This window comes from Dyella sp. Tek66A03, from assembly GCF_052567735.1.
Genome location: NZ_CP199584.1, coordinates 3,685,497 through 3,706,369, shown reverse-complemented (window position 1 = coordinate 3,706,369; position 20,873 = coordinate 3,685,497). Strand labels below are relative to the sequence as shown.

Here is a 20,873-nt window from a genome sequence, read left to right as displayed (position 1 = left end):
TCCCTGAGGCTTGGCGCACCGGACCGCACGGTGCAAGCGGAGAAAGTGGTTTGGACAAGAATATGAAGATCCTGGTGGTGGACGACTTTTCCACCATGCGGCGCATCGTTCGCAACCTGCTGGTGGAACTGGGCTTCAGCAATACGCTGATCCAGGAAGCCGACGATGGGGAAAACGCGCTCACCATGTTGCGCAGCACCTCTTTCGATATGGTGGTGACCGACTGGAACATGCCCAATATGACGGGCATCGACCTGCTGCGCGCGATCCGCGCCGAGCCCGCCTTGAAGGGCATGCCGGTGCTGATGGTCACGGCGGAGAACAATCGCGACCAGATCATCTCTGCTGCCCAGGCTGGCGTGAACGGCTACATCGTCAAGCCCTTCACCGCGGCAACGCTGCAGGAAAAACTCAGCAAGATCTTCGAGCGGCTCGCCGCCAGCGGAGCCACCGCATGAACGCACAGGTATCCCTGATGGCCGGCGAAACGCTGCCGCCGGAATTGCACGACCTGCTCAACAGCGCCGACGGCGCGGCATTCGAGCAGGCGCTGGACGTGCTGGTGCGAGAGCGTGAGCAGCGCGTGTTCCGTGCGCTGGGCCTGCTTGCCCGCGACTTGCACGACGCCGTGCGCCGCCTCGGCGGCGACCTCGCGCAGGAGGGCGTGCCGGGCAGCGTGGCCGATGCGCGCCAGCATCTGGAAGACGTGCTGGAGATGAGTTCGCAGGCCGCGCACCGCACGCTCGATTTTGCCGAGCGTATGCGCCCGAAGGCCGAATCGCTGGCCGCGAACGCCAGTGCCGTGATTGATGGCACGCCGCCCAGCGACGTCGCCCATGTGCTAGCCCTGGAAGCCAAGGACTTCTCCACCGCCTGTCGCGATGGCATGGCCGAGTTCGTGGTGGCGCAGTCCTGGCAGGACCTTTCCGGCCAGCGCATCAAGAAAGTGGTGAACTTCATCGGTAGCGTGGAGTCGTCGCTGCTGGAACTGGTAAGCCTCACCGGCGCACTGGCCAATGGCGAAGCCGCCGTGGGTCCGGTCAAGGTGACCAGCCAGGACGAGGCGGATCGTCTGCTCAGCGAGTTTGGATTCTGAGCATGACTCCCGAGCTGGACACCGAGTTGCGCGACACTTTCCTGGTGGAAGCCGGGGAGCTGGTGCAGCGCCTGGGCGAACAGCTGATAGGGCTGGAAGCCGCGCCGCGCGATGCCGAGCTGCTAAATGCGGTGTTCCGCGCGTTCCATACGGTGAAGGGGGGCGCAGGCTTCCTCGCCCTCGAGCCGATGGTGCAGCTGTGCCATCACGCCGAGGATCTGCTCAACGTGGCGCGCGGCGGTCGGCTGTTGATCGACGCCGAACGCATGGACGCACTGCTGGAAGCGCTCGATCTGCTGAACGACATGCTGGCGGCGTTGGCCGGTGGCACTGCGTCGGCCATGCCGCCGCCGAGCTTGCTGATGCGTCTGACGCCGGCCCGTGCGGTTGCGCAGGCACCGGCGCCCAGGCCGGCCGCTGCGCGAATGGCAGCTCCGCCTGGCGATGGCACCATCGACGATTCGGAATTCGAAGCCTTGCTGGACAGCCTCTACGGCTCGGGCGGTGCGCCCGGGCTCGACGAGGCGCCCGAGCCGACGACGAATGGCAGCATCAGCGACGACGAATTCGAGGCGTTGCTGGACAATCTGCACGGCAAGGGCGGCGCGCCGAGCGCGGCGCCCGCGGCTTTCCCAGCGCCCTCTAGCGCGATGGCCTCGGGCGCGATCTCGGACGATGAGTTCGAGGCGCTGCTGGACAACCTGCATGGCAAGGGTTCCGCACCCGGCGCCGTCGCGGCAAGCCCGGCAGCGGCCGCCGTTGTTGCTGGGGCGCCGAGTGCGGCGCCCGCTGCGCGCAGCCCCGCGCCGGCTGCCGAAACGACGGTGCGCGTGGACACCGCACGCCTCGATGCACTGGTGCACCGGGCCGGCGAGCTGGTGCTCGTGCGCAACCGCTTGCTTAGCCTTGCCGCACGTAACGGCGATGAAACGCTCGCACTTGCGGCCAGCGAACTCGATCGCGTTGCCGATGCCTTGCAGAACGCCGTGCTCGGCATGCGCATGCAGCCGGTGGGACGCCTGTTCCAGCGCTTCCCACGCATCGTGCGCGATCTCGCGCGCCAGCTCGGCAAGGAAGTCGAACTGATACAGGAAGGCGAGAGCACCGATCTCGATCGCAGCCTGGTCGAATCGCTGGCCGATCCGCTTGTCCACCTTATTCGCAACGCGCTCGACCACGGGCTTGAAATGCCCGAGGAGCGCGAGCGCGCGGGCAAGCCTCGCAAGGGACACGTCACGCTTTCGGCGAGCCAGCGCGGTGAGCGCATCGTCATCTCGGTGGCCGACGACGGCCGCGGGATGAATCCCGAGATCCTGCGCCGCAAGGCGGTGGAGAAGGGCGTGATCGACGAGGCCCAGGCCGCGCGCCTCAGCGAGAACGAATGCTATGAACTGATCTTCCGCCCCGGCTTCAGTACCGCCGCCACGGTGTCCGACATTTCCGGCCGTGGCGTCGGCATGGACGTGGTGAAGACGCGCGTGGCCGAACTCGGCGGCACGCTGAAAGTGCGCTCGCAACTGGGTCGCGGCAGCACGCTGGAACTGGCCGTGCCGCTGACCTTGGCGATCCAGCGCGTGCTGATGGTGCGCGTCGGCGGACGTCTGTTGGCGTTGCCGCTGAGTAATATCGAAGAAGTATTCGAATTGTCGCCAGGACAGGATCAGCGACTCGACGGTCGCATCGTCGCTGCGCATCGCGGTCGCGCCCTCGCGCTGGCGGATCTCGCCGGCTGGGTCGGCGTCGAAGGTCCTTCCGGCCGGCACGTGGTCGTGCTGCATATCGGCCATCTGCGCCTCGGTTGCCTGGTGCACGAAGTGCTCGGGCGCGAAGACGTCATGGTGAAACCGCTCGGCCCCCTGTTTGCAGGCGTGCCCGCCGTGGCCGGTGCCACGGTGACGGGTGACGGCCGCCTCGCCCTGGTCATGGATCTCGCCGGCCTCGCCAGTGGCGATGGCCAACTCCTTCCCTCCCTGCAAGTGATCGCCTGACATGGACCTGGTAAGTCTCATCGGAACCATCCTGGCCTTCGTGGTCATTATCGTCGGCACCATCCTCAAGGGCTCCAACGTTGGAGCGCTGTGGAACCCGGCCGCGTTCGTCATCGTGTTCCTCGGCACCATCGCCGCATTGCTGGTGCAGAACCAAGGCAAGGCGCTGAAGCAGGCGATGAAGATGTTTTCGATGGTGTACAAGCCGCCGAAACATCAGCCGTCCGATCTGATCAGCCGCATCGTGGGCTGGAGCGAGATCTCGCGTCGCCAGGGCCTGCTCGGCCTGGAACCGCAGATCGAATCGGAGGACGACACCTTCATACGCAAGGGCTTGCAGCTGCTGGTCGATGGCAGTGAGCCGGATGCAATTCGTGGCGTGCTGGAGGTGGAAGTGGATGCGCGCGAGCACGCCGACCTGGCGGCCGCCAAGGTCTACGAGAACGCCGGCATCTACTCGCCGACCATGGGCATCATCGGCGCGGTGATGGGCCTGATGGCGGTGATGCAGAACCTCGCCGACCCGAGCAAGCTCGGCCACGGCATTGCCGCGGCCTTCGTGGCCACCATCTATGGCGTGGCGCTGGCCAACCTGCTGATGTTGCCGATGGCTTCGCGCCTGAAGGGACTGGTGCACAAGCAGACGCAGATGCGCGAGATCCTGATCGAGGGTCTGGTGTCGATTGCCGAAGGCGCCAATCCGCGCCAGATCGAAGCGAAACTGCAGGGTTATCTGCCGTGACTAGAAAAAGGCGCCACGAGGATCACGTCAATCACGAAGCATGGGCGATTCCCTATGCCGACCTGATGACCTTGCTGCTCGCGTTCTTCGTGGTGATGTACGCGGTCTCGGTGGTGAACGAAGGCAAGTACCGTGTCATGTCCGAGTCGATCATCGAAGCGTTCAACGGCTCCAGTCACGTGATCGCCGCGATGCCGCAGACGCGCGCGCAGCCGCACAATGTCGATCCCGCCGTCGCGGCGCCGCCAGGCCAGCCCGGTGCCGCCACGACGCCGCTGGCCGTACCCATCCCGAAGCGACCGGTGCCGATACGTGCGGCCGATCTGCGTTCAGCCCAGGAGCGCGTCTCGGAACAGAATCTGGAGCGCATCCGCGATCAGGTGCAGCGCGCACTACAGCCGCTGATCGACAAGCAGATGGTCGTCGTACGGCGCACCACCACCTGGCTGGAAATCGAGATTCGTACCGACATCCTGTTTCCCAGCGGGGTTGCCAGGTTGTCGACTCCTGCCGATGGCGTGCTCAACGATATCGCCGACATCCTGCAGCCGTTCACCAATCCCGTGCGCATCGAAGGCTATACCGACGACCGGCCGATCAATACCTCGGTGTTTCCCTCCAACTGGGAGCTTTCGGCCGCACGTGCTGCAAGCGTGGCAAGACTGTTTTCCGAGCGTGGCGTCGATCCGACGCGGCTCGGTATTGTCGGCTGGAGTGAATACCGGCCAAGCGTGGCGAACTCCACCGAAGATGGCCGCAACCACAACCGCCGTGTCCTGGTGGTCGTGCTGAGCGACCAGAATGCACCCAAGCGCCTCTATAACGACGCCGAACATATGGGGCAGTTGGCCGACGCGGAAGAAGTGCCTGCGTCGACCTCCTCGGTTGCGCCTGCCGCTGCTCCCGTCGCCGTCGCGCCAGCGAATGCTCCGGCACCGAAGGTCCAGATACTGCCGGGCGGTGATCTACCGGTGAACAAGGTGATGCTGGCGGGGCCTGCGCGCACCGCGCGTCACCCCAATGAGGAGCCCACATCGGTATCCGCGCCGGCGAATGGCACCATGACCGTCACCGCCCAGCGCTCCGTGATGCCGGATCGTGGTCCGTGACGTACCCGGGAGGCGTCTACAACGCCCGAGCACACTTTGAGGAGTCGCAGTCTTGACCGCCGTTGATACCTACGCCATTGACGCCAGCCAGCGCGGACTTTCGTTCCGCCTCGGCGAACAGCTTTATGCAACGCCACTGGCGCAGGTCAGCGAAGTGATCCGGGATGGCGAACTGACCCCGGTACCGGGTGCGGCATCCGATCTGCTCGGCATCCGTCACCTGCGCGGACGCATCGTGCCCGTACTCGACGGCCGTCGTCGTCTCGACCTACCCGAGGCGGAGCCAGGGAACGATGCCGACGTTAGGCTGGTGATGCTGGCTTACGGCGGTCATCTGGTGGGGGTGCGTGTTGATGCGGTGGGTGACTTGGTGGCGTTGGACGCGGCACAGATTGCTCCACCGCCGCCGGGTCGCGCGGAGCGCGAGGATGATCCGGTCCATGGCGTGTTGCCGTGGCAGGGTGGGTTCGTCGCGCTGCTCGATGTGCGGAGGTTTTGCCGGTTGCCGCTGGAGAGTGAGGCGGCGTAAATTCCGGCCGGACTTTTTGCAAGTTGTCCTCGTCGGCATCTGATGATTTCGATCCAGCTGGTCATCATCCCAGCGATGCTAGTGATCTAGTGTCTTTCGCTCTGATGTGATGCCGCCGTGACCGGGCTCGCCTGCCGCGGGCTTTCGAGCCGCTGCCGCGGCCCGAGTCACTTTTCTCTGTTTGGCCAGAGAAAAGTAACCAAAAGAGAGGCCACCCCGATGGCGCGCCTTCCGGGCTACGCCCTCCAGGTGCGCGGGTGGGTTACGGAGGTTTGTCGACAGGGCATCCTGCCCTGACGACAAACTGGCTTGCATCCCTGCAAGCCACCCTGCGGGCTTTTCCTCCACCCACCCGCCGCGCCATAGGGGCCCGACGAGCCGCAGAGCAAAGCCAAAGCAAGACCACACTGCGCCCGGTGTGTTTCTTTTCTTCTGTAGGAGCGCACCCTGTGCGCGATAAGCCTACGCAGCGGTGACGCCGTGATCGCGCACAGGGTGCGCTCCTACAACGGCGGCGTGGTTTTTGACCTTCGGGACCCCTGTGCGGCGGTGAGGGTCGGACGATCAGGCCCGCAGGGGGATCGGCAGGACGCCGATCCCTTTTCGTCAGGGCAGGAGCCCTGTCGAAAAGCCCGGCCGACCCTCACGGACTTGCCGAGCTTAAGCTCGGCAAGCGCCAAGCGGGGTGCCTTTCTCTTTGGTTACTTTCTCTTGGGCAAGCAAGAGAAAGTAACCCGGCCTCCGGCAGGAGGGCGGAAGCCCGCCGCAGGCGAGCCCGATCGCGCTAGTGCAAAAGAAAATCAATAGACGTTGCGCGTTCGTTGGCATAACGCGCAACACGCGAAGTGCAAACCAGAGCAGGCCAAAATCAGGCCCCCCCGTGATCTTCCACCGCGTCATACACACAAGCCAACACCGATGCCGCCGCCGCATAAAGAATCGCCGGCACATCCTGCCGCAGACGCAATGAGGCAAGCAGGGCGGCCATCTGCGGATCGTGGTGCAGCGGAATGCCTAGCGCGCGTGCGCGCGCCAGCAAGGTCTCCAGCGCTTCCGGTGGGATAACCGCAGGCGCCGGTGCGTCCGCAGGGCCACCGGAGAGACGCAGGCTCACGCGCCGTTTGGCCGGAGGCAGCGAGGTGTTCATGCCATCGCCTTCAGCAAAATCGCGCTGTGCGGACCGGTCGAATGCGGCAGGCCTTGCTGGCAGCTCAACTGGTCGAGGATCAGGCCGCACGCGGAAAGCCGCTGGCGCAATGGTCCGAACTGGTGTTCGAGGCGGTGCACGGTGTCGGCGCGCTCCGCCCACAAGCGCACGGCCAGGCGCAGGTCGCGCAGCTGCAGCTCGCCTTGCACGGGGCCGAGCGCGGGCAAGTCCATGGCGAAGCCGAGTACCCACGACGTGCTGCCTTCCGCATCGGTGCTGTACTGCATCTGGATCTGCAGAATGTCGCGGCCGCCTTCGCCTTGCAGCGGAATCTCGATCATCCATGCGGACACCGTGGTGGCCTCGAGCTGAGCCACTTCCACGCGGGCAAGCGCCGCATGCACTTCGCCGTGCAGGCGGCCGAGCAGGGCGTCGACATCGTCGTTGAGCAATTCCGGCGGCAGCATGATGCGTGGCTGCGCCTGCAGTCCGCGTTGCTGAAACGGCGGGGGTGTTTCGCTGTCGCTCGCCTGCGGACGCCGCGCGGGCAGGTAGTCGTCGAGCAGGCTGGCCAGGCGCAGCAGCGCTCCCTTCCAGTCCTCCTGGCTCAAGGCGGCCATGTCCAGCTGTGTCTGCGCCAATTCTGATTCGAGGAACAGGCCGCTGCGCTTGATCGCTTCGCTGAGTCCTTCGCCGCGGGTGATCTCCGCCGGCGTGCGCACGCCATGTTCCAGCAGCGCGAGTGCGGGGCGGATATACGCGGGTAGCTGGCGAAGTGCGGGGCGTTGCGCCAAGGCATCGAGCGTGGCGAGCAAGGGTGCATAGCCATTCTGCTGCGGCAGGCGTTCGCGCAAGGCGACCTGGATGGCCGGCTCGGGCGTATGCGGCGCAATGATTTCCAGCAGCGGCTGGGCACCGAGGGTGAGCACGCGCACCTGAAATTGCGAGGGCAGCTGGCTGCGCGGAGCTTCCGCTTCCACCGCCATGGCGCCAATCTGCAGCACCATCAAGCCTTCCGGATTGATCCCCAGCGGCCGTGCGGCGAGCACGGTACCGATGCGCCAGCTCTCGGCGGCACTGCCCGAGGCAGCGCCGGCCCAGGCCAGGGCGGCCAAGCTGGTGGGTTGTATGACCAAAGCGTAGCTCCTTGCGGCGGGGCGACGTGCGCGCGCCCTTCCGTGCCTTGTGCATCGGCGGGTTCGCAGGAAACTTGAGTCAAGTTCTGGTCGCCGTGATCACCTCAAGATGGAATCGTTTCGCTAAAGCGATGCCAGCCACGGCCGATAAGCACTCCAAGGACGCCACGGGGCGCAGCGAGAGCAAGCAATGGGCAAGGCGACAGCACAACGAAAGGGCGACAGTGAGGCGCGCGTGGTGGCACTGCCGACAGACTTTCGCCTGGCCGAGCTCGCCGCCGTCAAGGCCACGCTGATTGAAGCGCTCGACGCGCCGGCATTGCACATCGATGGCGCCCGCGTGGAGCGCGTGGACACCGCAGCCTTGCAGCTGCTGGTGGTGTTTCGCCGTGAAGCGGCGGCGCGCGGCAAGACATCGACATGGCAAGGCGTCAGCGCGGTGATGCGCGATGCAGTCGCCCTGCTTGGCTTGGCACAGGTACTGGAATTGCCGGCACCCATGCCGGCCTGAAACTGAGGTGGAAGATGGCAAAGATTCTTGCGGTGGACGATTCGGCTTCGATGCGCGGCATGGTGGCCTTCACCCTTCGCGGTGCGGGTCATGACGTGAGCGAGGCCGAGAACGGCCAGCTTGCGCTGGATCAGGCGCGTGGCAGTCGCTACGACCTGGTGCTGGCCGACGTGAACATGCCGGTGATGGATGGCCTGAGCATGGTGCGCGAGCTGCGCACGATGCCGGAATACAAGGGCGTGCCGATCCTGATGCTGACCACCGAGTCGCATACCGACAAAAAGATGGAAGGCAAGGCCGCCGGTGCCACCGGCTGGCTGGTGAAGCCGTTCGATCCCGAACAGCTGCTCGCCACCGTCAAGCGCGTGTTGGGCTAAGAGAAGACTCCCATGAGCAAGGCCGGTCTGGCGCAGTTCCAACAGGTGTTCATCGAGGAGAGCCTGGAAGGGCTCGATACGATGGAGTCGTCGCTGCTTGCGCTGGACGACGGCGGCGACGGGGAGCTGGTACACACCATCTTCCGTGCGGCGCACTCGATCAAGGGCGGTGCGGCGACCTTCGGTTTCCCGGAGATGTCCTCGTTCACGCATGAGGCCGAGTCGCTGCTGGACGAAGTGCGCAGCGGCAAGCGTGCCATCGACGGTTCGATCATCGAACTTTTGCTGCGCACGGTCGATTGCCTGCGCGGCATGTTCGCCCGCGCACAGGCGGGCGAGCCGCTCCATGATGCGGTGGCCGAGGGACTGCGCAACGAACTGGCCGCGGCAATGGGCCGCGGCGTTGCTGGCGGCGGCGTGCAGGCGCGGCGCGCGGAAGATCAGGCCGATGCCTGGACGATTCGCTTCCGCCCTCATCCCGGCATGCTCGCCAGCGGCAACGATCCACTGCGTTTGATTCGCGAGCTTGCCGGACTCGGCGAGCTGGTCGCCACGCCCGAATTCGATCGCCTGCCGGCGACGCTCGCCGGACTCGAACCCTCGGAGTGCCACCTGGGTTGGACCATCACCTTGAATGGCCCAGTCAAGCGCGCCGACATCGCAGCGGTGTTCGATTGGGTGGAGGACGAGTGCGATCTCGACATCGAGGCTAAGCATGTCCTTGCCAAGCCCGCCGATGCGCCCGCGGTGGCGGCTCCCGTCGCCGCCGCGGCGAATGTGGCCGATGCCGGCGCTGCGCGTGTGCAGCGTGAAGTGGGTGCCGAGTCCAGTTCCGTACGTGTATCGATCGACAAGATCGACGGGCTGATCAACCTGGTCGGCGAGCTGGTCATCACCCAGTCCATGCTCGATACGTTCCGCGGCAACTACGACGCGTCGCGGATCGCCTTGCTGGAGCATGGCCTGGCCCAGCTGGCGCGCCATACGCGCGAGCTGCAGGAAACCGTCATGGGCATCCGCATGTTGCCGATCGCCTCCGTCTTCAACCGCTTCCCGCGCATGGTGCGCGACATCAGCCAGAAACTGGGCAAGCAGGTGAAGCTGGAACTGGTGGGCGAACAGACCGAGCTCGACAAGACCGTGCTCGAGAAAATTGGCGACCCGATGGTGCACCTGGTGCGCAACGCCATCGATCACGGCCTGGAAACGCCGGACAAGCGTCGCGCGGCGGGCAAGCCCGACCTGGGCACGCTCAAGCTCGCAGCTTCCCATCGCGGCGGCAACATCGTGGTGGAAGTATCCGACGATGGCGCTGGCCTGAACCGCGACGCGATCGTGGCCAAGGCGGTGCAGCGCGGCCTGCTCGACAGTGGTGAAGGCCTGAGCGACGAAGCCGTCGCCGACCTGATCTTCCAGCCCGGCTTTTCGACCGCCGCCGTCACCACCGATCTGTCCGGTCGTGGCGTGGGCATGGATGTGGTTCGCCGTAACGTGGCCGACCTCGGTGGCACCGTCACCATCCGCAGCTCGCAAGGCAAGGGCAGCGTGTTCACCATCACCTTGCCGCTGACCTTGGCGATCATCGACGGCCTTACGGCCGCCGTGGGCGAGGAGCGCTACATCGTGCCGCTGGTGTCGATCGTCGAATCGGTGCAGCTCAAGGCGGACGCGGTACGCGGCGTGGCCGGCGGAGAACTGTTCCGCTTCCGTGGCGAATACCTCCCGGTGATACGTCTGCACGATGCCTTCGGTTGCGATACCGCGGTGCGTGCCATCGACCAGGGCCTGATGGTGGTGGTGGAAGGTGACGGTAGCCGCGTGGGCTTGTTTGTCGATGGCCTGATCGGCCAGCAACAGGCGGTGGTGAAGTCGCTTGAGGCGAATTACCGCCGCGTGCAGGGCGTGTCCGGTGCGACCATTCTCGCGGATGGCTCGGTGGCCTTGATTGTCGATATCGCGGGACTGGTGCGTCTGCAAAGCCGGCGCAAGGCGGCGTGATTCGGCGACTCAGTTCCTTTTGATCGTCATCCCAGCGGCTCTCAACAGCCGAATGGCTAGTCACGCTGGAGGCGCTTTACAACAGCGAAGCTGGTCATCCAGTGCCTTTCGCTCTGTTTTAACGCTCCCGCGATCGGGCTCGCCTGCCGCGGGCTTCCGAGCCGCTGCCGCGGCCCGGGTTACTTCTCTTTGTTTGGCCAAAGAGAAGTAACCAAGAGAAAGGCCACCCCGATGGCGCGCCTTTCGGGCTACGCCCTCCAGGTGCGCGGGTGGGTTACGGAGGTTTGTCGACAGGGCATCCTGCCCTGACGACAAACTGGCTTGCATCCCTGCAAGCCACCCGGCGGGCTTTTCCTCCACCCACCCGCCGCGCCATAGGGGCCCAACGAGCTAAGAGCAACGGCCAAAGCCAAACCACGGTGCGCCCGGTGTCTTTATTTTCTTCTGTAGGAGCGCACCCTGTGCGCGATGACGCCGTGATCGCGCACAGGGTGCGCTCCTACAACGACGGCTCTGCTTTTGACCTTAGGACCCCTGTGCGGCGGTGAGGGTCGGACGATCAGGCCCGCAGGGGGATCGACAAGGATGTCGATCCCTTTTCGTCAGGGCAGGAGCCCTGTCGAAAAGCCCGGCCGACCCTCACGGACTTGCCGAGCTATCAGCTCGGCAAGCGCCAAGCGGGGTGCCCTTCTCTTTGGTTACTTTCTCTTGGGCAAGCAAGAGAAAGTGACCCGGCCTCCGGCAGGAGGACGGAAGCCCGCGGCAGGCGAGCCAGGTGGCGGTGACGCACCAGCCGAGCAAGAAAACCAACAGCACAAGCAGAGTTCCCGCGAGTACCCACCTCTCACCCCAACCCTCTCCCCTTTGGGGAGAGGGAGCTAAGAGCAAGGCAACGAACATCGTCGCAGTCCACACGCACAGGGCCAAAACCACTCAAGTTTCCCCACTCCCCGCCGATCCAGATCTCGAACGGGAGCCCAGCAGGTGGCTCCGACGACGAGGCAATCATGTCTGATAACCACCGGAGCGAGACGCTCCAGTCGCAATACCTCACCGTCAATCTCGCCCACGAGGAATACGGCGTCGACATCCTCGCCGTCCGCGAAATTCGTGGCTGGACGCCGGTGACGCGTATTCCACAGGCACCGCACTACGTGCTCGGCGTGCTCAATCTGCGCGGCGCGATCGTGCCGGTGATCGACATGCGTCTGCGCTTTGGCCTCGCCCGCGAGGAGTACAGCGCCACCACGGTCACCGTGATCGTGGCCGTTGCTGGACGCAATTTTGGCGTGGTGGTGGATGCCGTTTCCGATGTGCTGGACGTGGCCGATGACGCGATTCGCCCGGTGCCCGACATGGGCACCACCGTGGATACCGAATACCTCAAGGGTTTGACCGCCACCGGCGAGCGCATGGTGCTTCTGCTGGATGTGGACAAGCTGTTGCAGCCGCAGGATGCGCAAATGCTGGAGGCAGCGCTGCCCGCCGCCTCTGATGTCAAAGCCGTGGCCTGACTGTTTTTGCCGGAACTGGATACTCCATGAAGAAGTTCACACTGAAAGTCCCCCAGCTCACCGTCCGCGGTCGCCTGCGCCTGGTCTTCGGCCTGCTTGGCCTGATGCTTATCGGTGGCGCGGTCATCGGCCTGGGCTCGATGCAGCTGCAGAACAATGGCATGGGTCAGATCTATGACGAGGAGATCGTGCCCAGCCAGTTGGTTTCGCAGATCACCGAGCGCCATCTGATGTCGTTCATCCTGCTGGGCGAGTCCGCATCGCTCGTTGGCAAGGCCGATCAGGTCAAGGCCAAGCTGGCCGATTACGCCAAGCTGCAGGCCGAAATGGAGCCGCTAAAGAAGCAGCTCGCAACCATCCCGATGAGCGATGCCGTCAAGAAGCATTACGACGCGTGGCGTTCGACCGATGCCGACTACACTGATGCGAAAAGCTCGATGGTCGATGCGCTCAAGCAAGGCGATACCGGTGCTTCCGAACTGCTGGAAATGCAGGTTCGCCCGCTGATGATGGAGCGCGAGGAAGCGCTGGCCAAGCTGGTCGAAGCGCAGCGCGCCGATGCCAAGCAGATCTACGATGGCCAGGTGTCGCGCTATCACATGATTCGCGCCGTCAGCATCGTCGCCTTGTCGGCGGGCCTCCTGATCGCCCTGGTCATGGCCGTGTTGCTGATGCGCTCGATCCTCAACACGCTCAGCCAGGCGGTAACGGTTGCACACGCTATCGCCACGGGCCGCCTGGGTCACGGCATTGCCACCACCAGCAAGGACGAGCTGGGCGAACTGCTCGACGCGCTTCGCACCATGGACGAGCGTCTCACCGGTATTGTCGGCGAGGTGCGCCACGGCTCGGGCTCGGTAAGTTCGGCCGCCCAGCAGATTGCACGCGGCAACGACGACCTGAGCCAGCGCACGCAGGAACAGGCGTCGAGCCTGGAAGAAACCGCTTCCTCGATGGAGGAGATGACCTCCACCGTCAAGCAGAACGCCGAGAACGCCAGCCACGCCAACCAGCTCGCCAGCGCCACGCGCCGACAGGCCGAGCACGGCGGCGAAGTGGCTATGCAGGCCAGCGCGGCGATGCGCGAGATCAACGATTCCAGTCGCAAGATCGCCGACATCGTCAGCCTGATCGACGAGATTGCCTTCCAGACCAACCTGCTGGCGCTCAACGCCGCGGTCGAAGCGGCCCGTGCCGGTGAGCAGGGTCGTGGTTTCGCGGTGGTCGCCACGGAAGTGCGCAACCTGGCGCAGCGTAGTGCGGGTGCGGCGAAGGAGATCAAGGGCCTCATCAACGACAGCGCGGAGAAAGTGCGCGTGGGCTCGTCGCTGGTGGACCAGTCGGCCAAGGCCCTGGCCGACATCGTCGACAGCGTGAAGAAGGTGACCGATATCGTGGCGGAGATCGCCGCGGCCAGCCAGGAGCAGTCCGCTGGTATCGATCAGGTGAATCACGCCGTGCTGCAGATGGACGAGATGACCCAGCAGAATGCTGCCCTGGTGGAAGAGGCGGCAGCCGCGGCCCGCGCCATGCAGGAGCAGGCGGGTGAGCTGGCGCGTCAGGTCGGCTTCTTCCAGCTCGGCGATGAAGCGGCGACGCCCGCGACCGAAAAGGCACGCGGTCAGACCGTGATGGCCGAAGCCGAAGCTGTGTTCGCCGCCGTACGCAATTCGCCTGTCGCACAGGCGCGTCCGTCTCGTTCCGCCGAGGCGGCCGATGCTGGCGCCTGGAAGGAATTCTGAGCATGAGCCCGCCCGCCGCGACCGATGGCAACACCGCCGCGGCGGGCATCAATGGCCCGACCCTGGGTGACAGCGAGTTTGGCTTCCTGCGCGCGTTCGTGTACGAGCACTGCGGCATCTCGCTGGGCGAGCACAAGCGCCAGCTGGTGCAGGGTAGGTTGCTGCGTCGACTGCGGGCGCTAAAGCTCAGGAACTTCGAAAGCTACTGCGAGCTGCTGCGGCGCGATCCTCACGGTGAGTTGGGCGAGCTGGCCAGCGCCATCAGCACCAACGTCACCGCGTTCTTTCGCGAGTCGCATCATTTCGACCTGCTTACCAACGAATTGCTGCCGCGCTGGCTGGCCGAGAAAAAGAACGGCGGCCGGCTGCGCATCTGGTCGGCCGGTTGCGCCACGGGCGAAGAGCCTTACACGCTCGCCATCGTGCTGGCCGAGGCGCTGGAGAAGCACGGCAGCCAGGTGGATGCGAAGATCCTCGCCACCGACCTGTCGCCACAGGCGCTGGAAACCGCGCGCAAGGGCGTCTATCCGGTCGAGCGCCTTGAAGGCGTCAATAGCGAGCGGCGCCGCCGCTGGTTCCTGCGTGGCGAAGGCGAGTACGACAATTTGGCCTGCGTGCATCCGCGCCTGCGCGAGTTGGTCAGCATCCTGCCGCTGAACCTGCTGCACGACTGGCCGATGCAAGGCCCGTTCGACGCGATCTTCTGCCGCAACGTAGTCATCTATTTCGACAAGCCCACCAAGCAGCGCCTGTTCCAGCGTTACGCCGGCCTGCTGCCCGAGGGCGGCTATCTGTTCCTTGGCCATTCCGAGTCCATGTACGGACTCAACGACAACTTCGACCTGATCGGACGCACGGTCTACCGGAAAAGCAGTGCATGAGCGTCCCCGCAGTCAACCTCCCCATTGGCGCTAGTTACGATCCTGCGCGCGTATTGCCTGGCTTTGAGCACCTGCGTCGCTTCTGGGATCCGGGGCAGGCCTGCATCACCGTCAAAGTACTGCCCGGCGATTACTACGTGAGCTTGCAGGACGAGATGATCTCCACCGTGCTCGGTTCCTGTGTCTCGGCGTGCATCTACGACAGGCAGCGGCATATCGGCGGCATGAACCATTTCATGTTGCCCGAACCGTTGGGTGAGCGCGGCAGCTGGGCCGACACTGTGGGACGCGCGGCGCGCTACGGCAACGATGCGATGGAGCAGTTGATCAACGCCATTCTCAAGGCCGGCGGTCAGCGCGCCGACCTCGAGGTCAAGGTATTCGGTGGCGGCCGTGTGCTGGCCACCATGACCGACATCGGTCAGCGCAATATCGCCTTCGTGAAGCGCTATCTGGAGGCCGAAAGGCTTGCGGTGCGCGCGGAAGACCTCGGCGACGTGCATCCCCGCCACGTGCAGTTTTTCCCCACCACCGGCAAGGCGCGCGTGCGCCAGTTGCGTGGACGCGCCGACGCCGTGCTGGTGGACGGCGAAAAGCAATATCTCAAGCGATTGGCAAATGATCCGATAAAGGGAGAGGTGGAGCTGTTCTAGCGGCGCTCTCGTGCGCAGCAGCAGGTTCGCATAGGCAGTATCCGGCTCCGGCATGAGCCAGCAGGCGTGGGTCGCGTCCAGTCCACCCGATCGACGAAGGCGAGACTTAAAAGCGATGGAAAGAGTACGTGTCCTGGTGGTCGATGACTCCGCATTGGTGCGGAAGCTGTTGTCGACCATGCTTTCCTGCGATCCGGGTATCGAGGTCGTCGGTACCGCGGCAGACCCACTGATCGCCCGTGAGAAGATCAAGCAGCTGAACCCCGACGTGCTTACGCTCGACGTCGAGATGCCGCGCATGGACGGCATCACCTTCCTCGAAAACCTGATGCGTCTACGCCCGATGCCGGTGGTGATGGTGTCGTCGCTGACCCAGGAAGGCGCCGAGGTGACCCTGCGCGCGCTGGAGCTGGGCGCGGTGGATTTCTTCACCAAGCCCAGCAACGACCTCGCCAGTACGTTTGCCGAAGGCGCGCAGGAAATCTGTGCCAAGGTGAAGCTGGCGGCGTTGGCGCGACCGCGTCAGCGCACCGCCGTGCGCAAGCTGGACGTGGCGCCGCGCCTTTCGGCCGATGCCGTGCTGCCACGCGCACAGTCGGCGGGTACGCGTGGTGGCAGTTCGATCATTGCGATCGGCGCATCCACCGGCGGTACCGAGGCGATCCGCGTGGTGCTGGAGGCGATGCCGCCCGACGCACCGCCCATCATCATCACGCAGCACATCCCCGCAGCGTTCAGCGGGCCGTTTGCGGCACGCATGGATGCCTGCTCGGCCATGCGCGTGTGTGAAGCGCGCGACGGCCAGCCGATCCAGCAGGGGCACGCCTATATCGCCCCGGGTAGCCAGCACCTTTTGGTGATGTGGGACGGCGCCAAACATGTGTGCCGCCTGCACAACGGCCCGCCGGTGAACCGGCACAAGCCGAGTGTGGATGTGCTGTTCCGTTCCATGGCGGCCAGCGTGGGTCGGGCAACCGTCGCTGCGTTGCTGACCGGCATGGGCGACGACGGCGCGCGTGGTCTGCTCGAGCTGCAGCAGGGCGGTGCCCACACCCTGGTGCAGGACGAAGAATCCTCGGTGGTGTGGGGCATGCCGGGCGCGGCCTGGAAGCTCGGCGCGGCGACGGAGAAGTTGCCACTGGACCATCTTGCCGCGCGCTTGCTTGCGTTGGCGCATCAACCCATTCAACGCGCCGTTGCAACAGCGCCCTGATCTGTGGATATCCCCATGTACGCCATCCCATCCTCCCTGCGTGTGCGCCCGGTCGTCGGCATGACGACGAGCGCGGTCGCCTTGCTGTTGACGCTGTTGTGGCCGTCGGCTTGGCTGGCCCCGGTGTTGATCGTGCTGCTCACGGCAGCCTGGATCGTCGAACTGCGCCGCGTCCCGGCAGCCGAGGAGCCAGTGATCGAAGCCTCGCTAAGCCATCACGCGCCGGTACGCGAGGCACTGGAAGAAGTGCGCAGCTCGCTGGTGGATGAACTTGGCCACGCCACGCGCGAGCTGCATCAGGCGCTGGACCTGCTGCGCGATGCCGTGTCCGAACTCGGCGGCGGTTTCGACGGCCTGTCGCGCAAGACCGGCATGCAGCAGTCCTTGCTGCGGCAGATCATCGACGCGCAGAACGAGGGCGTGTCGGTGCAGGACTTTGCCGCGCGCACGGGGGACCTGCTGGAGCATTTCGTCGGCATGGTGGTGCAGATGTCGCGCGAAAGCTTGCGCATCGTCTACCGCATCGACGGCATGGCGAAGGAAATGGACGCCGTGTTCGGCCTGTTGAAGAACGTCAACACCATCGCCGAGGAAACCAACCTGCTGGCGCTGAACGCCGCCATCGAAGCGGCCCGCGCGGGCGAGTCCGGCCGCGGTTTTGCGGTGGTGGCCGGTGAGATCCGCAATCTGGCCAGCCATTCCAACCAGTTCAATGAGCAGATCGGTAGCCACGTCGAGCGCGCACGCATCGCGATGGAGCAGTTGCGCGGACTGGTTGGCACGATGGCTTCGCAGGACCTCAACGTGGCCCTGTCCGCCAAGGGCGGCATCGACGCGATGATGGCGCACGTCACCGAGAGCGACGCGCGCACCAGCGCGGTGGCCGACCAGGTGGTCGAGATCAACCGCGGCCTGGGCACCGACGTATCCACCACCATCCGCTCGCTGCAGTTCGAGGACATCCTGAGCCAGCTGATCAACCAGACGCGCATGCGCCTGGTGGAACTGCAGGACATCACCACCGAGTGCACGCGCGATATCGCTGAACTGGCCTGCAGTCCGATTGATGCCGAGCTGTTGGCGCAGCGCGCCGAGCGCGTACGCAGCCGCCTGGCCATCCAGCGCGAGAAGGCCCGCCTGCGCTCGCGCGGACCGGCCTTGCAGAACACGATGGATGCCGGCGAGATCGAACTCTTTTAAGGATGCATGCCATGAGCCTGACTGTTCACCACGACTCCGAACTCGACTGCGTGACCCTGCAAATGGGCGAACGCTTCGACTTCAGCGTGCATCGCGATTTTCACGAGGCCTGCCTTGGTCAGCGCGCCGCGCGTAGCTACGTCATCGACCTGGGCGAAGTGGCCAGCATGGACAGCTCCGCACTCGGCATGCTGTTGCTGCTGCGCGAGCACGCCGGCGCCGACCGCGCCGAGATCCGCATCGTCAACGCGGACAGCGGTTTGCGCTGCACTTTGCGCGTGGCCGGTTTCGACAAGCTGTTCGTCCTGCACTGATCCCTTTCAAAGTCTTTGATCCCGCGATCTCATCCGAACGTCATCCCTGCGGCTCTCAACAGCCGAAGGGCTGGTCAAGCTGGAGGCGCTTTACAACAGGGCAGCTGGTCATCCAGTGCCTCTTGCCGCGCGTCTAAAGTCATTGGATACCCGTGGCACGCGGTATCAAGGGTCAAGAGTCTGCGGTTACATAGGGGTATTCCCAAGTAGGTATCAGCAGCGCGAGTCACCGGCTTCGGCGAGGTGTGTGCCGTCAGCTACCGCCAGACTCACGCCGTTACGGCCGTCGAACTTGGTGCGATACATCGCTTCGTCGGCCTGGCGCACCAACTGTTCGAAGCGGGCACCGGGTCGGGCCACGGCGACGCCAATGCTGGCGGTCACCGGAATGGACTGATCGCCGACCCTGGTATGCGAGTGTGCGAGCGTATAACGCAGCCTTTCGGCCACTTCCATGCCCTGTTCCAGGGTGGCCCCGGGCAAGGCGAGCACGAACTCTTCGCCACCGTAGCGGCTGGCCAGCAGGTTGGGCCAGTCCATGCCGCTGCGCAGGATCGCCGTGACATGGCGCAGCACGGCATCGCCGACATCGTGCCCCCAGCGATCGTTGATCTGCTTGAAGTGATCCAGGTCGAAGATCAGCAGGGTGAACGGTTGCCCGCGCTGCTGGCAGCGCGCCAGGCTGGCGCGCCCTTCGGCGACGATGGCGCTGCGATTGAGCAGGCCGGTGAGGCCATCGGTATGGGCGGCGCGGCTCAGGTCCACCATGAGTCGCTCGGTAATCAGCTGCAATAGCGCGAAATACGATGCCAGCCCGGTCAGGATGCCGACGACATAAGTTGCGGCAACCGGCGTGCCTGCCAGCATGATGTCCTGGTTGGCGCTGTACGCAGGTGCCATGAACGCGCGTACGAGAAAGAAGGCGGCGTTGATGAGCATGATGGACGCGGCAATGCGGCAACTCGTGCGGATCGCGTGCTCGCCATAGCGAAGCAACAGGTAGGCATACGCAAGATCGAAGATCACCGCCTGCAGGCTGGCGATGACCAGGCGCATGCCCAGGTCGGGCGTGACATACGTAAGCCACGCGCTGAACCCGGTATAGACCAGCACGAAGCACACTGGCCAACGCCAGCGCATGGGTTGGCCCAGGTGTTTGGCGATGCCCTTGAGCATCAGCGCGTTGGAAAAAACGATGGCGCCGTTGCCGACCACGATGGAAAGCAGGTCGGGAATCCGGTTGCGCAGCCCGATCAGCAACACCCCCAAGGTGGCGATCCACAGGCTCGCCACCCAGATGCGCAGCACGGTCTGGTTGCGCAACACGGTCATGAGCGACGTAAAGCCGATGGAGGCGCCGATACCCATCAGGAGACTGACGAAGGTCAGGGTCGGAATGTCCAGATGCATGGCGCTCCCTATCTTCCGCCGGCCCTTTAGCGCAGGGACACGCAGGCCTTGGCCGAGGCCCTCGGATCGACGTCATCGTCGCTGGTCGACAGCGTATCGGCCCAATCTGCGAAAACTTGAACTGCGTCACAAAATGAGGAGTCGGGGTACATCGGGGCACAAAAAAGGCCCCTTTCGGGGCCTCAAGCAAAGCAAGTGTTGAGCAGAGCCTTACCAGGTGCGCACGTCGGCGACGCCAACGGTGTAGGACTGCATTTCCGGATCGAAGCGGAACAGGCGGCCGAGATCGAAATCCACGGTCTGGCCCGGGGCGATATTGGTGGTGCCGGCCGGCCAGCCCTTCTTGGACTGCAGCACCTTGCCGGTACCGTCCTTGGCTTCGATGGTGATCTGGGCGGCGGCGGCTTCGGCGCAATGGTTCACCAGCTGGCCGGCGAGGCTCAGGCGGGCGGTCATGCCGCTGCCCATGACCTTCATCTTGAAGTCCTGCACGGCGAAATCGGTCGGGCCGCAGGCGGCGTGTGCGGCGAGCGGGGCGAACAGGAACAGGGCGGAGGCGAGCAGAGTCTTCATAGATGGTATCCGTCGATGGGGTCAGGTCGGAGTAAGGAACGACATGACAAACATCGGCGGTTCCAGCAGATTCTTTAGCCGTCTCCGTGTCTTGCGTTCAGCCTGGCATCGCCAGGCCGGTGTGTTCGATGAACCACAGACCGGCGAACAGCTTGGGATCGATCGAGTAACCCTCGGCCGCGCGCGCGAACAACCACGCGCCGGCCTCCTTGCGCGGCACCTCGTGCACCACGATGTTCTCGCTCTCGTCGCCGCCGCCCGGACCGACTTTCTGCAGGCCCCATGCGCGCACGAAGGCGATCATCTCGGTGCTCATGCCCGATGACGACGGCCCTTCATGGACAAACTCCAGCCGCTCGCAGCGGTAGCCCGTTTCCTCTTCCAGCTCACGACCGGCCGCGAGCAATACGTCCTCATCACCGTGTTCGTGCAGGTCGCCCACCAGTCCGGCCGGCATCTCGATGGTGTTCTTGAGGATCGACACGCGGTACTGCTCCACGAACAGCACCTTGTCTTCCGGCGTTACCGCCAGGATGATCACCGCACCGCCGGGATTGTTGCGCTCGGCGTATTCCCAGCGGCCGCGCTTGCGCAGGCTCAGCCACTTGCCGACGTAAAGGGTTTCCACCGGCGCGTTGGCGTCGTGGGGAATGCTGCGGTCTGGGTGATTCATCGGCTTGGCCGTCAGGCGAAAGGGTGAGCGCATGTTGCCGCGCCCATGTGGCAGCTACAACCTCAGC

At 64.7% G+C, this 20,873-nt stretch carries 21 protein-coding genes; 16 read left to right on the top strand and 5 right to left on the bottom strand.

Features of this window, described 5'->3' with window-relative positions; all coding sequences use genetic code 11:
* Positions 1-50 precede the first annotated feature (50 nt).
* Genes cheY through ACT01B_RS16585 form a run of 6 tightly spaced genes read left to right on the top strand, consistent with a single transcriptional unit; the run spans position 51 to position 5,464 of the window.
* The gene (gene cheY, locus ACT01B_RS16610; RefSeq protein WP_445144324.1) at positions 51-458 is read left to right on the top strand and encodes a chemotaxis response regulator CheY; all 408 of its coding nucleotides are present in this window, start codon (positions 51-53) and stop codon (positions 456-458) included.
* Positions 455-1,096, top strand: a complete 642-nt coding sequence (locus tag ACT01B_RS16605) for a protein phosphatase CheZ (protein ID WP_445144323.1) — start codon at positions 455-457, stop codon at positions 1,094-1,096. Before cheY ends, ACT01B_RS16605 begins: the two co-directional genes overlap by 4 nt.
* A 2-nt stretch (positions 1,097-1,098) precedes the next feature.
* Entirely contained in the window at positions 1,099-3,084 is a 1,986-nt protein-coding gene (locus ACT01B_RS16600; RefSeq protein WP_445144322.1) for a chemotaxis protein CheA, read from the top strand.
* 1 nt (position 3,085) lies between these two features.
* Positions 3,086-3,826 (top strand): flagellar motor protein, encoded by a 741-nt coding sequence (locus tag ACT01B_RS16595; RefSeq protein ID WP_445144321.1) that lies wholly within the window; start codon positions 3,086-3,088, stop codon positions 3,824-3,826.
* Complete coding sequence (gene motD, locus ACT01B_RS16590) at positions 3,823-4,935, top strand: flagellar motor protein MotD (protein ID WP_445144320.1); 1,113 nt, start codon at positions 3,823-3,825, stop codon at positions 4,933-4,935. The genes ACT01B_RS16595 and motD overlap by 4 nt, the downstream gene beginning before the upstream one ends.
* A 52-nt stretch (positions 4,936-4,987) precedes the next feature.
* Complete coding sequence (locus ACT01B_RS16585) at positions 4,988-5,464, top strand: chemotaxis protein CheW (RefSeq protein WP_445144319.1); 477 nt, start codon at positions 4,988-4,990, stop codon at positions 5,462-5,464.
* A gap of 868 nt (positions 5,465-6,332) precedes the next feature.
* Here ACT01B_RS16585 and ACT01B_RS16580 read toward each other — a convergent pair.
* Together ACT01B_RS16580 and fliK are read right to left on the bottom strand one after the other, a co-directional pair.
* A complete protein-coding gene (locus tag ACT01B_RS16580; protein ID WP_445144318.1) occupies positions 6,333-6,611 on the bottom strand; it encodes an EscU/YscU/HrcU family type III secretion system export apparatus switch protein in 279 nt (92 codons plus the stop codon).
* Positions 6,608-7,747 carry a flagellar hook-length control protein FliK gene (gene fliK, locus ACT01B_RS16575; protein WP_445144317.1) on the bottom strand — a complete coding sequence of 380 codons (1,140 nt, stop codon included), beginning with the start codon at positions 7,745-7,747 and terminating at the stop codon, positions 6,608-6,610. Before fliK ends, ACT01B_RS16580 begins: the two co-directional genes overlap by 4 nt.
* Before the next feature lie 190 nt (positions 7,748-7,937).
* On the opposite strand from fliK, the gene ACT01B_RS16570 reads away from it, so the two are divergent.
* From ACT01B_RS16570 to ACT01B_RS16525, 10 genes are all read left to right on the top strand, one after another.
* Positions 7,938-8,258, top strand: a complete 321-nt coding sequence (locus tag ACT01B_RS16570) for an STAS domain-containing protein (RefSeq protein ID WP_445144316.1) — start codon at positions 7,938-7,940, stop codon at positions 8,256-8,258.
* A 14-nt stretch (positions 8,259-8,272) separates the two neighbouring features.
* Positions 8,273-8,635, top strand: a complete 363-nt coding sequence (locus ACT01B_RS16565; protein ID WP_266152325.1) for a response regulator — start codon at positions 8,273-8,275, stop codon at positions 8,633-8,635.
* A gap of 12 nt (positions 8,636-8,647) precedes the next feature.
* A complete protein-coding gene (locus ACT01B_RS16560; RefSeq protein ID WP_445144315.1) occupies positions 8,648-10,633 on the top strand; it encodes a chemotaxis protein CheA in 1,986 nt (661 codons plus the stop codon).
* A gap of 1,007 nt (positions 10,634-11,640) precedes the next feature.
* Positions 11,641-12,147, top strand: coding sequence for a chemotaxis protein CheW (locus tag ACT01B_RS16555; RefSeq protein WP_445144314.1), 507 nt, complete (start codon positions 11,641-11,643; stop codon positions 12,145-12,147).
* A 26-nt stretch (positions 12,148-12,173) separates the two neighbouring features.
* A complete protein-coding gene (locus tag ACT01B_RS16550) occupies positions 12,174-13,889 on the top strand; it encodes a methyl-accepting chemotaxis protein (RefSeq protein WP_445144313.1) in 1,716 nt (571 codons plus the stop codon).
* Between the two features lie 2 nt (positions 13,890-13,891).
* Entirely contained in the window at positions 13,892-14,770 is an 879-nt protein-coding gene (locus ACT01B_RS16545) for a CheR family methyltransferase (RefSeq protein ID WP_445144312.1), read from the top strand.
* Entirely contained in the window at positions 14,767-15,423 is a 657-nt protein-coding gene (cheD, locus tag ACT01B_RS16540) for a chemoreceptor glutamine deamidase CheD (RefSeq protein WP_445144311.1), read from the top strand. The genes ACT01B_RS16545 and cheD overlap by 4 nt, the downstream gene beginning before the upstream one ends.
* 115 nt (positions 15,424-15,538) lie before the next feature.
* Positions 15,539-16,636, top strand: a complete 1,098-nt coding sequence (locus ACT01B_RS16535) for a protein-glutamate methylesterase/protein-glutamine glutaminase (RefSeq protein ID WP_445144310.1) — start codon at positions 15,539-15,541, stop codon at positions 16,634-16,636.
* A gap of 15 nt (positions 16,637-16,651) precedes the next feature.
* The gene (locus tag ACT01B_RS16530; RefSeq protein WP_445144309.1) at positions 16,652-17,836 is read left to right on the top strand and encodes a methyl-accepting chemotaxis protein; all 1,185 of its coding nucleotides are present in this window, start codon (positions 16,652-16,654) and stop codon (positions 17,834-17,836) included.
* Between the two features lie 11 nt (positions 17,837-17,847).
* Positions 17,848-18,150: an STAS domain-containing protein gene (locus tag ACT01B_RS16525; RefSeq protein ID WP_445144308.1), complete on the top strand. Its 303-nt coding sequence runs from the start codon at positions 17,848-17,850 to the stop codon at positions 18,148-18,150.
* A 213-nt stretch (positions 18,151-18,363) separates the two neighbouring features.
* Here the strand turns inward: ACT01B_RS16525 and ACT01B_RS16520 are convergent, their stop codons facing one another.
* From ACT01B_RS16520 to ACT01B_RS16510, 3 genes are all read right to left on the bottom strand, one after another.
* Positions 18,364-19,560 carry a diguanylate cyclase gene (locus ACT01B_RS16520; protein ID WP_445144307.1) on the bottom strand — a complete coding sequence of 399 codons (1,197 nt, stop codon included), beginning with the start codon at positions 19,558-19,560 and terminating at the stop codon, positions 18,364-18,366.
* Between the two features lie 210 nt (positions 19,561-19,770).
* Entirely contained in the window at positions 19,771-20,133 is a 363-nt protein-coding gene (locus ACT01B_RS16515) for a hypothetical protein (protein WP_445144306.1), read from the bottom strand.
* A gap of 97 nt (positions 20,134-20,230) precedes the next feature.
* Positions 20,231-20,806, bottom strand: a complete 576-nt coding sequence (locus ACT01B_RS16510; RefSeq protein ID WP_445147509.1) for an NUDIX hydrolase — start codon at positions 20,804-20,806, stop codon at positions 20,231-20,233.
* Positions 20,807-20,873 lie beyond the last annotated feature (67 nt).

Excerpts from the sequence above, each read along its gene's own strand:
- ACT01B_RS16605 (WP_445144323.1), top strand. The coding sequence starts at position 455 with ATGAACGCACAGGTATCCCTGATGGCCGGCGAAACGCTGCCGCCGGAA.
- ACT01B_RS16600 (WP_445144322.1), top strand. The coding sequence starts at position 1,099 with ATGACTCCCGAGCTGGACACCGAGTTGCGCGACACTTTCCTGGTGGAA.
- ACT01B_RS16595 (WP_445144321.1), top strand. The coding sequence starts at position 3,086 with ATGGACCTGGTAAGTCTCATCGGAACCATCCTGGCCTTCGTGGTCATT.
- ACT01B_RS16580 (WP_445144318.1), bottom strand. The coding sequence starts at position 6,611 with ATGAACACCTCGCTGCCTCCGGCCAAACGGCGCGTGAGCCTGCGTCTC.
- ACT01B_RS16570 (WP_445144316.1), top strand. The coding sequence starts at position 7,938 with ATGGGCAAGGCGACAGCACAACGAAAGGGCGACAGTGAGGCGCGCGTG.
- ACT01B_RS16565 (WP_266152325.1), top strand. The coding sequence starts at position 8,273 with ATGGCAAAGATTCTTGCGGTGGACGATTCGGCTTCGATGCGCGGCATG.
- ACT01B_RS16560 (WP_445144315.1), top strand. The coding sequence starts at position 8,648 with ATGAGCAAGGCCGGTCTGGCGCAGTTCCAACAGGTGTTCATCGAGGAG.
- ACT01B_RS16555 (WP_445144314.1), top strand. The coding sequence starts at position 11,641 with ATGTCTGATAACCACCGGAGCGAGACGCTCCAGTCGCAATACCTCACC.
- ACT01B_RS16550 (WP_445144313.1), top strand. The coding sequence starts at position 12,174 with ATGAAGAAGTTCACACTGAAAGTCCCCCAGCTCACCGTCCGCGGTCGC.
- ACT01B_RS16545 (WP_445144312.1), top strand. The coding sequence starts at position 13,892 with ATGAGCCCGCCCGCCGCGACCGATGGCAACACCGCCGCGGCGGGCATC.
- cheD (WP_445144311.1), top strand. The coding sequence starts at position 14,767 with ATGAGCGTCCCCGCAGTCAACCTCCCCATTGGCGCTAGTTACGATCCT.
- ACT01B_RS16535 (WP_445144310.1), top strand. The coding sequence starts at position 15,539 with ATGGAAAGAGTACGTGTCCTGGTGGTCGATGACTCCGCATTGGTGCGG.
- ACT01B_RS16530 (WP_445144309.1), top strand. The coding sequence starts at position 16,652 with ATGTACGCCATCCCATCCTCCCTGCGTGTGCGCCCGGTCGTCGGCATG.
- ACT01B_RS16525 (WP_445144308.1), top strand. The coding sequence starts at position 17,848 with ATGAGCCTGACTGTTCACCACGACTCCGAACTCGACTGCGTGACCCTG.
- ACT01B_RS16520 (WP_445144307.1), bottom strand. The coding sequence starts at position 19,560 with ATGCATCTGGACATTCCGACCCTGACCTTCGTCAGTCTCCTGATGGGT.
- ACT01B_RS16515 (WP_445144306.1), bottom strand. The coding sequence starts at position 20,133 with ATGAAGACTCTGCTCGCCTCCGCCCTGTTCCTGTTCGCCCCGCTCGCC.
- ACT01B_RS16510 (WP_445147509.1), bottom strand. The coding sequence starts at position 20,806 with ATGAATCACCCAGACCGCAGCATTCCCCACGACGCCAACGCGCCGGTG.